Annotated in this window: 11 protein-coding genes; 9 read left to right on the top strand and 2 right to left on the bottom strand. The window is 59.1% G+C overall.

Annotation, left to right across the window (positions count from 1 at the left end; genetic code table 11):
* Positions 1 to 93: 93 nt before the first annotated feature.
* Positions 94 to 1,608 carry a polyphosphate:AMP phosphotransferase gene (gene pap / locus AACY50_RS05100; RefSeq protein ID WP_339431130.1) on the top strand — a complete coding sequence of 505 codons (1,515 nt, stop codon included), beginning with the start codon at positions 94 to 96 and terminating at the stop codon, positions 1,606 to 1,608.
* A gap of 103 nt (positions 1,609 to 1,711) precedes the next feature.
* Positions 1,712 to 2,896 (top strand): thiolase family protein, encoded by a 1,185-nt coding sequence (locus tag AACY50_RS05095; RefSeq protein WP_339431131.1) that lies wholly within the window; start codon positions 1,712 to 1,714, stop codon positions 2,894 to 2,896.
* Between the two features lie 74 nt (positions 2,897 to 2,970).
* Here the strand turns inward: AACY50_RS05095 and AACY50_RS05090 are convergent, their stop codons facing one another.
* Complete coding sequence (locus tag AACY50_RS05090; RefSeq protein WP_339431132.1) at positions 2,971 to 3,156, bottom strand: DUF6316 family protein; 186 nt, start codon at positions 3,154 to 3,156, stop codon at positions 2,971 to 2,973.
* Positions 3,157 to 3,369: 213 nt separating this feature from the next.
* Here AACY50_RS05090 and AACY50_RS05085 point away from each other — a divergent pair, with 213 nt between their 5' ends.
* Positions 3,370 to 4,329, top strand: coding sequence for a DMT family transporter (locus tag AACY50_RS05085; RefSeq protein WP_339538261.1), 960 nt, complete (start codon positions 3,370 to 3,372; stop codon positions 4,327 to 4,329).
* A gap of 104 nt (positions 4,330 to 4,433) precedes the next feature.
* Here AACY50_RS05085 and AACY50_RS05080 read toward each other — a convergent pair whose 3' ends face one another.
* Positions 4,434 to 5,828: a class II fumarate hydratase gene (locus AACY50_RS05080; RefSeq protein ID WP_339431134.1), complete on the bottom strand. Its 1,395-nt coding sequence runs from the start codon at positions 5,826 to 5,828 to the stop codon at positions 4,434 to 4,436.
* A 194-nt stretch (positions 5,829 to 6,022) separates the two neighbouring features.
* On the opposite strand from AACY50_RS05080, the gene AACY50_RS05075 reads away from it, so the two are divergent.
* From AACY50_RS05075 to AACY50_RS05050, 6 genes are all read left to right on the top strand, one after another.
* Positions 6,023 to 6,544 carry a DUF2059 domain-containing protein gene (locus tag AACY50_RS05075; protein WP_339538260.1) on the top strand — a complete coding sequence of 174 codons (522 nt, stop codon included), beginning with the start codon at positions 6,023 to 6,025 and terminating at the stop codon, positions 6,542 to 6,544.
* 12 nt (positions 6,545 to 6,556) lie between these two features.
* The gene (locus AACY50_RS05070) at positions 6,557 to 6,850 is read left to right on the top strand and encodes a BolA family protein (protein WP_339431136.1); all 294 of its coding nucleotides are present in this window, start codon (positions 6,557 to 6,559) and stop codon (positions 6,848 to 6,850) included.
* A 176-nt stretch (positions 6,851 to 7,026) separates the two neighbouring features.
* On the top strand, positions 7,027 to 7,968 hold the full coding sequence (gene trhO, locus AACY50_RS05065) for an oxygen-dependent tRNA uridine(34) hydroxylase TrhO (RefSeq protein ID WP_339464827.1): 942 nt from the start codon (positions 7,027 to 7,029) through the stop codon (positions 7,966 to 7,968).
* Between the two features lie 35 nt (positions 7,969 to 8,003).
* Entirely contained in the window at positions 8,004 to 8,606 is a 603-nt protein-coding gene (locus AACY50_RS05060; RefSeq protein WP_339431269.1) for a DsbA family protein, read from the top strand.
* The gene (locus AACY50_RS05055) at positions 8,599 to 10,416 is read left to right on the top strand and encodes an ABC transporter ATP-binding protein (RefSeq protein ID WP_339493579.1); all 1,818 of its coding nucleotides are present in this window, start codon (positions 8,599 to 8,601) and stop codon (positions 10,414 to 10,416) included. The genes AACY50_RS05060 and AACY50_RS05055 overlap by 8 nt, the downstream gene beginning before the upstream one ends.
* Before the next feature lie 209 nt (positions 10,417 to 10,625).
* Entirely contained in the window at positions 10,626 to 13,085 is a 2,460-nt protein-coding gene (locus AACY50_RS05050) for an EAL domain-containing protein (protein ID WP_339431139.1), read from the top strand.
* Positions 13,086 to 13,145: the final 60 nt, after the last annotated feature.

Raw genomic sequence — 13,145 nt, 5'->3', positions numbered from 1 at the left:
ACGACTCGATGACAATCCGCCGCCCGCGGGAATTTCTGCGCCGTCCTTGTGCCCAATCCGCTAGTCTTGCTCAATCCTGGAAGGAGCTGTCCTATGTTCGAATCCGCTGAAATCGGTCACGCCGTCGACAAAGAAACCTATGAGGCCGCCGTCCCGGCGCTGCGCGAAGCGTTGCTCGATGCCCAGTTCGAGTTGCAGCAGCAAAAGCGTTTCCCGGTGATTGTCTTGATCAACGGCATCGAAGGCGCGGGCAAGGGCGAGACGGTCAAGTTGCTCAACGAATGGATGGATCCACGGCTGATCGAGGTGCGTACGTTCGATCAGCAGACCGATGAAGAGCTGGCCCGACCTCCGGCGTGGCGTTACTGGCGGATGCTGCCGGCCAAGGGGCGGATGGGGATTTTCTTCGGTAACTGGTACAGCCAGATGTTGCAGGGACGGGTGCATGGCCTGTTCAAGAACCCGCGTCTGGATCAGGCGATCGGCGCCGCCGAGCGTCTGGAAAAAATGCTCTGCGATGAAGGCGCGCTGATCTTCAAGTTCTGGTTTCACCTGTCCAAGAAGCAGATGAAGGCGCGGCTCAAAGCCTTGGCCGACGACCCGTTGCACAGTTGGCGGATCAGCCCGTTGGACTGGCAGCAATCGCAAACCTACGACAAGTTCGTCAAATACGGCGAGCGCATATTGCGCCGTACCAGTCGCGACTACGCGCCATGGCATGTCATCGAAGGCATGGACGCCAACTATCGCAGTCTGGCGGTTGGCAATATTCTGCTTGAGGGGCTGCAAAACGCGTTGAAGCGTTCGCAGATTCATGCCCAGGAGGTCAACGCAGCGCCGCTGGGCGCCCCCGTCGATCATAAGGGTTTGCTCGACAGCCTCGATCTTACCCAGCGTCTGGAAAAGGAAGATTACGAGGAGCAACTGATCACCGAACAGGCGCGGCTGTCCGGGCTGATGCGTGACAAGCGTATGCGCCGCCATGCGCTGGTGGCCGTGTTCGAAGGCAACGATGCCGCGGGCAAGGGCGGGGCGATTCGGCGGGTCGCGGCAGCGCTTGATCCACGCCAGTACAACATCGTGCCGATTGCCGCACCGAGCGAAGAGGAGCGGGCGCAACCTTATTTGTGGCGTTTCTGGCGGCATTTGCCGGCGCGCGGCAAGTTCACCGTGTTCGACCGTTCCTGGTACGGCCGGGTGCTGGTGGAGCGCATCGAAGGTTTTTGTACCCCGGCCGACTGGCTGCGTGCTTACGGTGAAATCAATGACTTTGAAGAGCAGATCGCCGATGCCGGGGTGATCGTGGTCAAGTTCTGGCTGGCCATCGACAAGGACACGCAAATGGAGCGCTTCCAGGCGCGGGAAGCGATCCCGTTCAAGCGCTTCAAAATCACCGAAGACGACTGGCGCAACCGCGACAAGTGGGACGAGTACCGCACCGCAGTCGGTGACATGGTTGATCGCACCAGTACCGAGATCTCCCCATGGACGCTGGTCGAGGCCAACGACAAACGTTGGGCGCGGATCAAAGTATTGCGCACCATCAACCGTGCGCTGGAAGAAGCGTTCGAGAAATCCGACAAACACGCGAAAAAGCACAAGGACTGAGCCAATAGATCCGCATACGCGAGGTGAATGATTGTCGCGGTCGTTGATGCGGTGGACTTATGCTCAGGTCCACTCTCGACCGACCACAACAATGAGGTATGCCATGCGTGAAGTGGTGATCGTCGACAGCGTCCGGACTGGCCTGGCCAAATCCTTTCGCGGCAAGTTCAACCAGACCCGCCCCGATGACATGGCGGCCCATTGCGTCAACGCATTGCTGACGCGTAACGACGTCGACCCGGCCAGTGTCGAGGATTGCATCGTCGGCGCCGGCTCCAACGAAGGTGCCCAGGGTTACAACATCGGCCGCAACGTAGCGGTGCTCTCGCGTCTGGGCACTGGCACCGCCGGCATGACCCTCAATCGTTTCTGCTCCTCCGGGTTGCAGGCGATTGCAATGGCTGCCAACCAGATCGCTTCAGGTTGCAGCGACATCATCGTTGCCGGCGGCGTCGAGTCGATCAGCCTGACGATGAAAAGCGTCAACACCGATCACCTGATCAACCCGTTGCTCAAGCAACAAACGCCGGGCATCTATTACACGATGGGTCAGACCGCTGAGGTGGTGGCACGGCGGTATGGTGTCAGCCGTGAAGCGCAGGATCGCTATGCCCTGCAAAGCCAGTTGCGCACCGCGCAGGCTCAGGCGGCCGGGCTGTTCGACGATGAAATCGTACCGATGTCGGTCAAGTATCGCGTCGAAGACAAGAACAGCGGTGATGTGCAGATCCTCGATGGCATCGTGGATCGTGACGATTGCAACCGCCCCGACACCACCTATGAAAGCCTAGCGGGCCTCAAGCCTGTGTTTGCCGAAGACGGTTCGGTGACGGCGGGCAACTCGTCGCAACTGTCCGACGGTGCCTCGATGACGCTGGTGATGAGTCTGGAAAAAGCCCTGCAACTGGGGCTCAAGCCGAAAGCGTTTTTCCGTGGCTTCACCGTGGCCGGTTGCGAGCCCGACGAGATGGGCATTGGCCCGGTGTTCTCGGTGCCCAAACTGCTCAAAGCCAAGGGCTTGCAGGTGGCTGATATCGATTTGTGGGAACTCAACGAGGCGTTTGCGTCGCAATGCCTGTACAGCCGTGACCGGCTGGAAATCGACAACGAGAAATACAACGTCAATGGCGGCTCGATTTCCATTGGTCACCCGTTCGGCATGACCGGGTCACGGCAGGTCGGCCACCTGGTGCGTGAGTTGCAGCGGCGTGACCTGCGTTACGGCATCGTCACCATGTGCGTGGGCGGCGGGATGGGCGCGACGGGGTTGTTTGAGGCGGTGCGTTAAGACAGTTAGAGGGTGTTCACCACACAACCCTGTGGCAGGCTTGCTCGCGAATGACGTGACTCGGTTTATGTGTCTCAGCTCATAAGCTGCATTCGCGCAATGTAAGCCTGTATTTCTTTGTCTATCTGTTCAGTGCTCTCGAACGGCCCCTCAAGGGTATTTTCCCGAGTGCTGAAGAACAGTTCACCGTTGACCCGACACACCCGGTCGCTGCGAAAGTGTGTGGCAGGGGCGGGGTCTTGCCTACGCATGCCTAACATGACGGGGCTCCTTGAGGGTTCTTGTCGGCCAAGTGATTCAAAAAGCTTATGCCTGAATCACTTGGGCCGCCCGCTCAGCCGATCAACGGGGGCGCGTCAATTTAATACGGCGACCTGCACAGTTTTATTCGCGCCCAGGCCCCAACTGTCCCTGTGTCGCCGTCGGTGGCGCGCCTAGAATGAGGGCTCTCGTCAGCAGGCCTTGAGGTTCGCATGCACATTTCATCCGGTCGCTGGGTTTACGGTTTATGCCTGGCGCTGCTGACTGCGTTTCTGTGGGGCATCCTGCCGATCAAACTCAAACAGGTGTTGCAGGTGATGGATCCGATCACCGTGACCTGGTTTCGCTTGCTGGTGTCCGGCGGGTGTCTGTTCATTTATCTGGCCTCGGTCAAGCGGCTGCCGAGCCGCAAGGTGCTGGGCCCCAAGGGTGGCTGGTTGGTGCTCATGGCGGTACTGGGGCTGGTGGGTAACTACGTGTTGTACCTGACGGGGCTGAATCTGCTCAGTCCCGGCACGGCGCAACTGGTGGTGCAGATGGGGCCGATCATGCTGCTGATCGCCAGTCTGTTTGTGTTCAAGGAGCGCTTCAGCATCGGCCAGGGGATGGGGCTGGCGGTGTTGCTGATCGGTTTTGTGTTGTTCTTCAATCAGCGATTGGCCGAACTGCTGACCTCGCTGTCGGACTACACCGCTGGCGTATTGCTGGTGTTGCTGGCGTCGACCGTCTGGACGTTTTACGCGTTGGGCCAGAAGCAATTGCTGACGGTGTGGAATTCGCTGCAGGTCATGATGGTGATTTATCTGTTCTGCGCGTTGCTGCTCACCCCTTGGGTGCATCCGCTCGAGGCGCTGCAACTGAGCCCGGTGCAGCGCTGGTTATTGCTGGCGTGCTGCATGAACACGCTGATCGCTTATGGCGCGTTCGCTGAAGCGCTGGCGCACTGGGAGGCGTCGCGGGTCAGTGCGACGTTGGCGATTACACCGCTGGTGACGTTCGGGGCGGTCGCGATAGCGGCCGGGATATGGCCGCAGTATGTGCATGCCGAGCAGATCAATGCCCTGGGCTATGGCGGGGCGGTGCTGGTCGTGCTCGGTTCGGCGCTGGTGGCGTTGGGGCCTTCATTGATTGCCGGGTTCAAGGCACGGCGGATGAAGATGGCAGCCAGCTAAACGGCGTCATCGTTCTTCGCGAGCCAGCCGGCTCCCACAAGGAAATGCATTCCAATGTGGGAGTGGGCTGGCTCGCGAAGCTTATTTTTCAAACGCTACAAGGCTTAGCCCTTGGCCCCCGCCTCGATCATGTTTTCCGGCCGCACCCACGCATCGAACTCTTCATCCGTCAGATAACCCAGCGCCAGCGCCGCTTCACGCAGGGTCAGTCCCTCGTTGTAGGCCTTCTTGGCGATTTCCGCCGACTTGTCGTAACCGATGTGCGGGTTCAGCGCGGTCACCAGCATCAGCCCCCGTTCCAGATGTCTGGCCATGACCTCGGCATCCGGCTCGAGCCCGGCAATGCAATGCTGCTGGAAGTTGCTGCAGCCATCGCCCAGCAGGCGGATCGATTGCAGCAGGTTGTGGATGATCACCGGTTTGAACACGTTCAGTTGCAAGTGGCCCTGGCTGGCGGCAATGCCGATCGTCACGTCGTTGCCCAATACCTGACAGGCGAGCATCGACAACGCCTCGCACTGGGTCGGGTTAACTTTGCCGGGCATGATCGAACTGCCCGGTTCGTTGGCAGGCAAGCGCACTTCAGCCAAACCGGCACGCGGCCCTGAGCCCAGCAGACGCAGGTCATTGGCGATTTTCATCAGCGCCACGGCGAGGGTTTTCAGCGCGCCGGAAAGGCTGGTCAGTGGTTCGTGGCCAGCAAGGGCGGCAAATTTGTTTGGCGCGGTGACGAAAGGCAGACCGGACAGCGCCGCCAGTTCTGCCGCAATCGCCTCGCCAAAACCATGGGGTGAGTTGAGCCCGGTACCCACCGCAGTGCCGCCTTGCGCCAGCTCGCACACTGCCGGCAGCGCGGCGCGGATCGCCCGTTCGGCGTAATCCAATTGCGCGATAAAACCGGACAACTCCTGGCCGAAGGTGATCGGCGTGGCATCCATCATGTGCGTGCGGCCGGTTTTCACCAATTTCATGTGCCGCGCCGACAGTTCCGCAAGGCCGCCGGACAGCTCGGCAATCGCCGGCAGCAATTGCTCCTGCACGGCCTTCACCGTGGCGATGCTCATGGCGGTGGGGAAGCAGTCGTTGGAGCTTTGCGAGCGATTGACGTGATCGTTGGGGTGCACCGGCGTTTTGCCGCCGCGCGGGTTGCCAGCCAGTTCGTTGGCGCGACCGGCGATCACCTCGTTGACGTTCATGTTGCTCTGGGTGCCGCTGCCGGTCTGCCAGACCACCAAAGGAAACTGGTCGTCATGCTGGCCGTCGAGCACTTCGTCGGCGGCTTGCTCAATCAAACGGGCGATGTCGGCGGGCAGGTCGCCGTTGCGGTCGTTGACGCGGGCGGCGGCTTTCTTGATCAGGGCCAGAGCGTGCAGCACTGGTAGCGGCATGCGTTCCTGACCGATGGCGAAGTTGATCAGCGAGCGTTGCGTTTGAGCACCCCAGTAGGCGTCGTCCGGGACTTCGATCTGGCCCAGGCTGTCGGTTTCGATACGGCTCATCATGCACACTCCTGTTGGTCTGTTTGCGCAGTTTAGGCCGGCTTCGGCCCCGGTGGTTCCCTCTAACCGATTGTTGACCGGTAAAACCCGGTCAATCCAGTGTGGCAAGGGCCGGGGGGTTGAGCCGCAGCGATTGTTAGGCGCAGAATGAGCGCCCTTGGGGTTTTACCTCGCTTAGCTGAAAAGGAAACTCGATGACTCGTCTTCGTGCCATCTGTACCGCGGTAGCACTGGTTTGCGCCAGCGGCCAGGTGCTTGCCGATACCGCCAGCCACAACGCCAGTGCCGAAGCTTTCCTGACCCTGGCGCACGCTGACAAACTGGGCACTCCGGTTTACATGCAGGTTCAGCAGATGTTCGCCCAGCGTTTTGAACAGACCAAGGCCCCGGAATCCAAGAAAGCCACGCTGGAAACCTACCAGGCCAAGGCCAACGCCGCCCTGGATCGAGCCATTGGCTGGAAAAAGCTCAAGCCGGACATGGTCAAGCTCTACACCAGCAACTTCAGCGAATCCGAGCTCAAAGACCTGGTAGCGTTCTATCAGTCGCCGCTGGGCAAGAAAGTCCTGGAAAAAATGCCGCAACTGACCCAGCAATCGGCCCAGATGACTCAGGCCAAACTGGAAAGCGCAGTGCCTGTCGTCAACAAACTGCTGGAAGACATGACCAGCGAGCTGGCACCGAAAGGCGCTGCTCCGGCCAAGAAAAAGCCGTAAGCGGAGTTCGCGATGACCATGCAACAACGCATCGAATCAACGCTGGGCCTGTTACAGCCTGAGCATCTGCAAGTACTGGATGAAAGCCACATGCACAGTCGCGGGTTGCAGACCCACTTCAAGGCTGTGGTGGTCAGTGCGCAGTTCGAAGGCCTGAACCGGGTCAAGCGCCACCAGAAAATCTACGGCACGCTCGGCGAGTTGATGGGCGAGTTCCATGCGTTGGCGCTGCACACCTATACCCCACAGGAATGGGCAGAGATTGGCGCCGCCCCGGCGTCGCCGACCTGTGCTGGAGGAGGGTAGCTATACGCTTCAAGCAGCAAGCTGCAAGTTAACGGCGCCTTGTTCATGGCTGGCCGCTTGAAGCTAGCCGCTCGAAGCTGCTTTTTTGCTAGAATCCGCAACGCGCCGCTCACCCGGCGCGTTTTTTTTCGCATCCGGTTCACCCTTTGCGAGGGTAGCCACCTGGAGAAATACCCATGACACAACCTATTGTCGTGGCGGCACTGTATAAGTTCGTCACCCTCGAAGATTACGTCAACCTGCGCGAGCCACTGCTGCAAGCGATGGTCGACAACGGCATCAAAGGCACACTGTTGATTGCCGAAGAAGGCATCAACGGCACGGTTTCCGGTACTCGCGAAGGCATCGACGGCCTGCTCGCCTGGCTCAAGAATGACCCGCGCATGATCGACATCGATCATAAAGAATCGTACTGCGACGAGCAGCCGTTCTACCGTACCAAGGTCAAGCTCAAGAAAGAGATCGTCACCCTCGGTGTCGAAGGCGTCGACCCGAACAAAAAAGTCGGTACTTACGTTGATCCGCAAGACTGGAACGCGTTGATCAGCGACCCTGAAGTGCTGTTGATCGACACGCGCAACGATTACGAAGTGTCGATCGGCACCTTCGAAGGTGCCATCGATCCGAAAACCACCAGTTTTCGCGAATTCCCCGACTACATCAAAGAACACTTCGATCCGGCCGTACACAAGAAGGTCGCGATGTTCTGCACCGGCGGTATCCGCTGCGAGAAAGCCTCGAGCTACATGCTCGGCGAAGGTTTCGAGGAGGTTTACCACCTCAAGGGCGGCATTTTGAAGTACCTCGAAGAGGTGCCGCAGGAAGAAACCAAGTGGCAGGGCGACTGCTTTGTATTCGACAACCGTGTGACCGTGCGTCACGACCTCAGCGAAGGCGACTACGATCAATGTCATGCCTGCCGCACGCCGGTCAGCGTTGAAGATCGCGCCAGCGAGCATTACGTCGCCGGCGTCAGTTGCCCGCATTGCTGGGACACGCTGAGCGAGAAAACCCGCCGCAGCGCCATCGATCGGCAGAAGCAGATCGAACTGGCCAAGGCCCGCAACCAGCCGCACCCGATCGGCTACAACTACAAGCAAGCATCCACCGAGGCTTAACCATGTCTGCGCGCCTGCTCTACGTGATGGATCCGATGTGTTCCTGGTGCTGGGGGTTTGCCCCGGTGGCCAAGGCTCTGGTCGAGCAGGCCCAGGCGGCCGGGGTGGAGTTGCACCTTGTCGTTGGCGGGTTGCGTACCGGCAGCGGTTCGGCGCTGGAGCCGACCACTCGACGCTACATTCTCGAGCATTGGCAGGCAGTGACCGAGGCCACCGGCCAGCCATTCAAGTTTGAAGGCGCGTTGCCCGATGGTTTTGTCTACGACACCGAGCCTGCCTGCCGTGCGATCGTCACCGCACGCAGCCTGGCGCCGGATTGTGCGTGGACATTGGTCGGACTGATTCAGCAGGCGTTTTACACCGAAGGCCGCGACGTCACCCAAGCCAGCGTGCTGGTGGAACTGGCCGAGCAGGCTGGCGTGCCACGGATCGAATTTGCCGCACTGTTTGATCGCGCCGATCAGCACGAAGCCACGGCGGCGGATTTCAATTGGGTGCAGGATCTGGGCATCGCCGGGTTCCCGACGTTGCTGGCCGAACGCAATGGCCAACTGGCGCTGCTGACCAATGGCTATCAACCGCTCAGCGAGCTGTCGCCGTTGCTCGGTCGCTGGCTGGAGCGCGCAGCCTGTGCCTGACCTGGCCGATGACACGCCAGCCGTAAAGCGTGTCGACCGGCTGAGCTGGGCAGAAGTCCGGCGCTTGGCACTGCATCATAAAAAATCCCTGTGGATCGCCAACGGCGTGGCCGTGCTGGCGACGCTGTGCAGCGTGCCGATTCCATTATTGCTGCCCTTGCTGGTGGACGAAGTGCTGCTCGGCCACGGCGACGCCGCGCTGAAAGTCATGAATCAGGTGCTGCCGTCGATGTGGCAGCAAGCGGCGGGCTACATCGGCCTGATGCTGGTGGTCACGCTGACCCTGCGCTGCAGCGCCCTGTGTTTTGGCGTGTTGCAGGCGCGACTCTTCGCGCGTCTGGCCAAAGACATCGTCTACCGCATCCGTGTGCGGCTGATCGAACGCCTCAAACGCATTTCCCTCGGCGAATACGAAAGCCTGGGCAGCGGGACCGTGACCACGCACCTGGTCACCGATCTGGACACCCTCGACAAGTTTGTGGGCGAAACCCTCAGCCGTTTTCTGGTGGCGATGCTGACTCTGGTTGGCACAGCAAGCATTCTGATGTGGATGCACTGGAAACTGGCGCTGCTGATTCTGTTGTTCAACCCGCTGGTGATCTACGCCACGGTGCAGTTGGGCAAGCGGGTCAAACACCTGAAAAAACTCGAGAACGACAGCACCGCGCGCTTCACTCAGGCGCTGAGCGAAACCCTCGATTCGATCCAGGAAGTGCGAGCGGGTAACCGTCAGGGCTATTTCCTCGGGCGGTTGGGTCTGCGGGCACAGGAAGTGCGTAACTACGCGGTCAATTCGCAGTGGAAAACCGACGCGTCCAACCGCGCCAGTGGCTTGCTGTTCCAGTTCGGCATCGACATCTTCCGCGCGGCGGCGATGCTCACCGTGTTGTTTTCCGATCTGTCGATTGGCCAGATGCTCGCGGTGTTCAGTTACCTGTGGTTCATGATTGGCCCGGTCGAACAGTTGTTGAATCTGCAATACGCCTACTACGCGGCGGGCGGTGCGCTGGCGCGGGTCAACGAATTGCTGGCGCGTGCCGATGAGCCACAATATCCGGGGGGTGTCGACCCGTTCAAAGGGCGCGAAACCGTCGGTATTGAAGTGCAGGGCTTGTGTTTCGGTTACGGCGATGAGCTGGTGCTGGATCAGATGAACCTGTCTATCGCGCCCGGCGAAAAAGTCGCGATTGTTGGCGCCAGTGGCGGTGGCAAAAGTACCTTGGTGCAATTGCTGTTGGGGTTGTACACGCCGCTCGCGGGCACCGTCCGTTTCGGTGGGTCGACCCAGCAGGAAATCGGTCTGGAGATCGTTCGGGAAAACGTTGCGGTGGTGTTGCAGCATCCGGCGCTGTTCAACGACACCGTGCGCGCCAACCTGACCATGGGGCGCACACGCAGTGACGAAGCCTGTTGGCAGGCGCTGGAAATCGCCCAGCTCGAACCCGTTATCCGTGCCTTGCCGGACGGCCTCGACAGCATCGTCGGGCGCTCCGGCGTGCGCCTGTCCGGCGGGCAGCGTCAGCGTCTGGCGATTGCGCGGATGATCCTGGCCGAGCCCAAAGTGGTGATCCTCGACGAAGCCACCTCGGCCCTCGATGCCGCCACCGAATACAACCTGCATGAAGCCATGGCGCGGTTCCTCAATGGTCGCACCACACTGATCATTGCCCACCGCTTGTCGGCGGTAAAACAGGCGGATCGGGTGGTGGTGTTCGATGGCGGACAAGTGGCCGAAGACGGCGATCATCAGCAGTTAATTGCCGATGGCGGGCTGTACGCCAAACTGTATGGCCATTTGCAGCAGATATAGTGCTCTTGAGTTTTTTGCGCGTTTGTGTGCTTAGTGTTTGAATTGCTTAAAATAAAAAACTCCGAAACGCGTTGACAGGCAGCAGGTTGCGCAATCGGCAGTGAAGACGGCCTAGCAGTCGCTTCGACATGCCGAAAATTAGCCTAGGCTGAGCTGTCAGGAGCGGTATTTCCCGGTGTATATCTGGCAGTGCTTGCGCAAGGGACCTCATGAATCAGAAGCGGACTCTCGGAACGCCACGGTTGTTGGGCATCGTCTGGCCATTCATTGCTGTCGTGTTGTTTCAGGCTTTATTGGGAGGGATGAGTCTTTACGTGCTGTCGGCCGTTCGCGGTTATGTCGCGGGTGAGAGCCTCTGGTCCAAGGGGCAGAAAGACGCCATTTACTACCTCAATCTGTACGCCGACAGTCGTGACGAAACGATTTTTCTCAAGTACAAAAAGGCGATTGCCGTGCCTCAGGGCGGCCATGAGCTGCGCCTGGCACTGGATCACCAACCGCCGGACCTGACCGCTGCACGCGAAGGCATTCTCAAGGGCGGCAACCACCCGGACGACGTCCCCAGCCTGATCTGGCTGTACCTCAACTTCCGCCATTTCAGTTATCTGGAAACCGCAATCGACCGCTGGACGGTGGGTGACGCTTATCTGGTCGAACTCAATGACGTGGCGCGCGAAATGCACCAGAGCATCTTGCAGAACACTGCCAGCAGTGCCGATATCCGGCGCTGGAAGACGCGGATTCTGGCGATCAACGATGGCGTGACCCCGGCGGCGAAAGCGTTCAGTGATGCCCTGGGTGAAGGCTCGCGGATGATCTTGCGCCTGCTCTTGTTCACCAACCTGGCCACGGCGCTGGGGCTTATCGTGCTGGCTTTATGGCGCACGCACAAACTGCTCAAACAACGCCATGCTTTTGCCCAGGCCCTTCAGTTGGAGAAGGATCGGGCGCATGTCACGCTGCAGTCGATTGGCGATGGCGTCATCACCACCGACGTTTCCGGCGCCATCGATTACATGAACCCCGCCGCCGAAGCCATGACCCACTGGAAGGCCGAGCAGGCAGCCGGTCTGCCGCTGGCGGCGCTGTTCAACTTGCTTGACGACAATGCCCAGGCCGAAGGCCTGACCCTGATCGAACATATTCTTAGTGGCCATCTCAGTGGCGGCAGTGAACACTCCAAACTGATTCAGCGCCTGGATGGCAGCACGCTGTCGGTGACGCTGGTCGGTGCGCCGATTCGCAATGCCGGGAACGTCAGCGGTACCGTGCTGGTGCTGCACGACATGACCCAGGAACGGCAATACATCGCCAATCTTTCGTGGCAGGCCACCCATGATGCGCTGACCGGGCTGGCGAACCGCCGTGAGTTCGAATATCGCTTGGAGCAAGCGCTGCATAACCTTTCGCGCCAGTCCGGGCGGCATGCGCTGATGTTCCTCGATCTGGATCAGTTCAAGTTGGTCAACGACACCTGCGGCCATGCCGCGGGTGATGAACTGCTGCGGCACATTTGCACCTTGCTGCAATCGGGGCTGCGTGAGGGCGACACCCTGGCGCGGCTCGGAGGTGACGAGTTCGGCATTCTGTTGGAAAACTGCGCGCCGCAAGCGGCGGAGAAAATTGCCGAGGCGCTGCGCCAGACCGTGCAGAACCTGCATTTTGTCTGGAAAGGGCGGCCATTCCTGACCACGGTGAGTATCGGCCTGGTGCATGTCGTGCAAACCCCGGCGACGCTGGAAGCTTCGCTGCGTGCTGCTGATATGGCCTGTTACATGGCCAAGGAAAAGGGCCGCAACCGTGTGCAGGTCTACCACGCTGACGATTCCGAACTGTCGCTGCGCTTTGGTGAAATGGCCTGGGTCCAGCGTCTGCACATGGCGCTGGAAGAGAACCGTTTTTGTCTTTACGCCCAGGAAATCTCACCGCTCAAGCCGAGTGACGGCAAGGGTGGGCACATTGAAATCCTGCTGCGTCTGCATGACGAGGCCGGACGGATGATTCTGCCGGACAGTTTCATTCCCGCCGCCGAACGTTATGGCTTGATGAGCCAGTTGGATCGCTGGGTCGTGCAAAACGTATTTAAGGTAATTGCTCAATGTATTGCACAAGAGCATAAAGGCCCATTAGCGATGTGTGCGATTAATCTGTCAGGTATTACTATAGGAGATGATGCGTTTTTGCACTTTCTGCGCGAACAGTTTGTTAACTATTCGATACCGCCTGAAATGATTTGTTTTGAAATTACTGAAACCAGTGCAATTTCAAACTTGGGCAGTGCAATTAGATTTATTAATGAACTCAAAGGCTTGGGTTGTTATTTCTCGTTGGACGACTTTTGTGCCGGAATGTCTTCATTCGCTTATCTGAAACATTTGCCTGTAGACTTCCTGAAGATCGACGGGAGTTTCGTAAAAGATATGCTGGACGACCCGATTAACCGAGCAATGGTCGAAGTGATCAATCACATCGGGCATGTCATGGGTAAGCAGACAATTGCCGAGTTTGTTGAAACAACCCAGATCGAGCAGGCATTGCTTGAAATTGGAGTGGATTACGCTCAGGGTTATGTCATCGAACGACCGCAATTGTTTACCTGTGACAGTTTGCAAAGTCGGCCCGCCAGACCGCAGCCGTTGTTGTTCAAAGCGCCTGGCACGTTCCGTTGAAGTCTCTCGCCGATCCTTACAATCACAAATCAAAAGGAGCCGAACAGTGATCGACACATT

It is taken from the genome of Pseudomonas sp. RA_15y_Pfl2_54 (genome assembly GCF_963971015.1).
GTDB classification, from domain to species: Bacteria; Pseudomonadota; Gammaproteobacteria; order Pseudomonadales; family Pseudomonadaceae; genus Aquipseudomonas; species Aquipseudomonas baetica_A.
The sequence above is the reverse complement of the archived record's forward strand: the minus strand, read 5'-3'. Positions and strand labels throughout refer to the sequence as shown.

Coding starts and splice junctions, on each gene's coding strand:
- pap (WP_339431130.1), top strand. CDS start 94: ATGTTCGAATCCGCTGAAATCGGTCACGCCGTCGACAAAGAAACCTAT.
- AACY50_RS05085 (WP_339538261.1), top strand. CDS start 3,370: ATGCACATTTCATCCGGTCGCTGGGTTTACGGTTTATGCCTGGCGCTG.
- AACY50_RS05080 (WP_339431134.1), bottom strand. CDS start 5,828: ATGAGCCGTATCGAAACCGACAGCCTGGGCCAGATCGAAGTCCCGGAC.
- AACY50_RS05060 (WP_339431269.1), top strand. CDS start 8,004: ATGTGTTCCTGGTGCTGGGGGTTTGCCCCGGTGGCCAAGGCTCTGGTC.
- AACY50_RS05075 (WP_339538260.1), top strand. CDS start 6,023: ATGACTCGTCTTCGTGCCATCTGTACCGCGGTAGCACTGGTTTGCGCC.
- AACY50_RS05070 (WP_339431136.1), top strand. CDS start 6,557: ATGACCATGCAACAACGCATCGAATCAACGCTGGGCCTGTTACAGCCT.
- AACY50_RS05050 (WP_339431139.1), top strand. CDS start 10,626: ATGAATCAGAAGCGGACTCTCGGAACGCCACGGTTGTTGGGCATCGTC.
- trhO (WP_339464827.1), top strand. CDS start 7,027: ATGACACAACCTATTGTCGTGGCGGCACTGTATAAGTTCGTCACCCTC.
- AACY50_RS05090 (WP_339431132.1), bottom strand. CDS start 3,156: ATGTTAGGCATGCGTAGGCAAGACCCCGCCCCTGCCACACACTTTCGC.
- AACY50_RS05095 (WP_339431131.1), top strand. CDS start 1,712: ATGCGTGAAGTGGTGATCGTCGACAGCGTCCGGACTGGCCTGGCCAAA.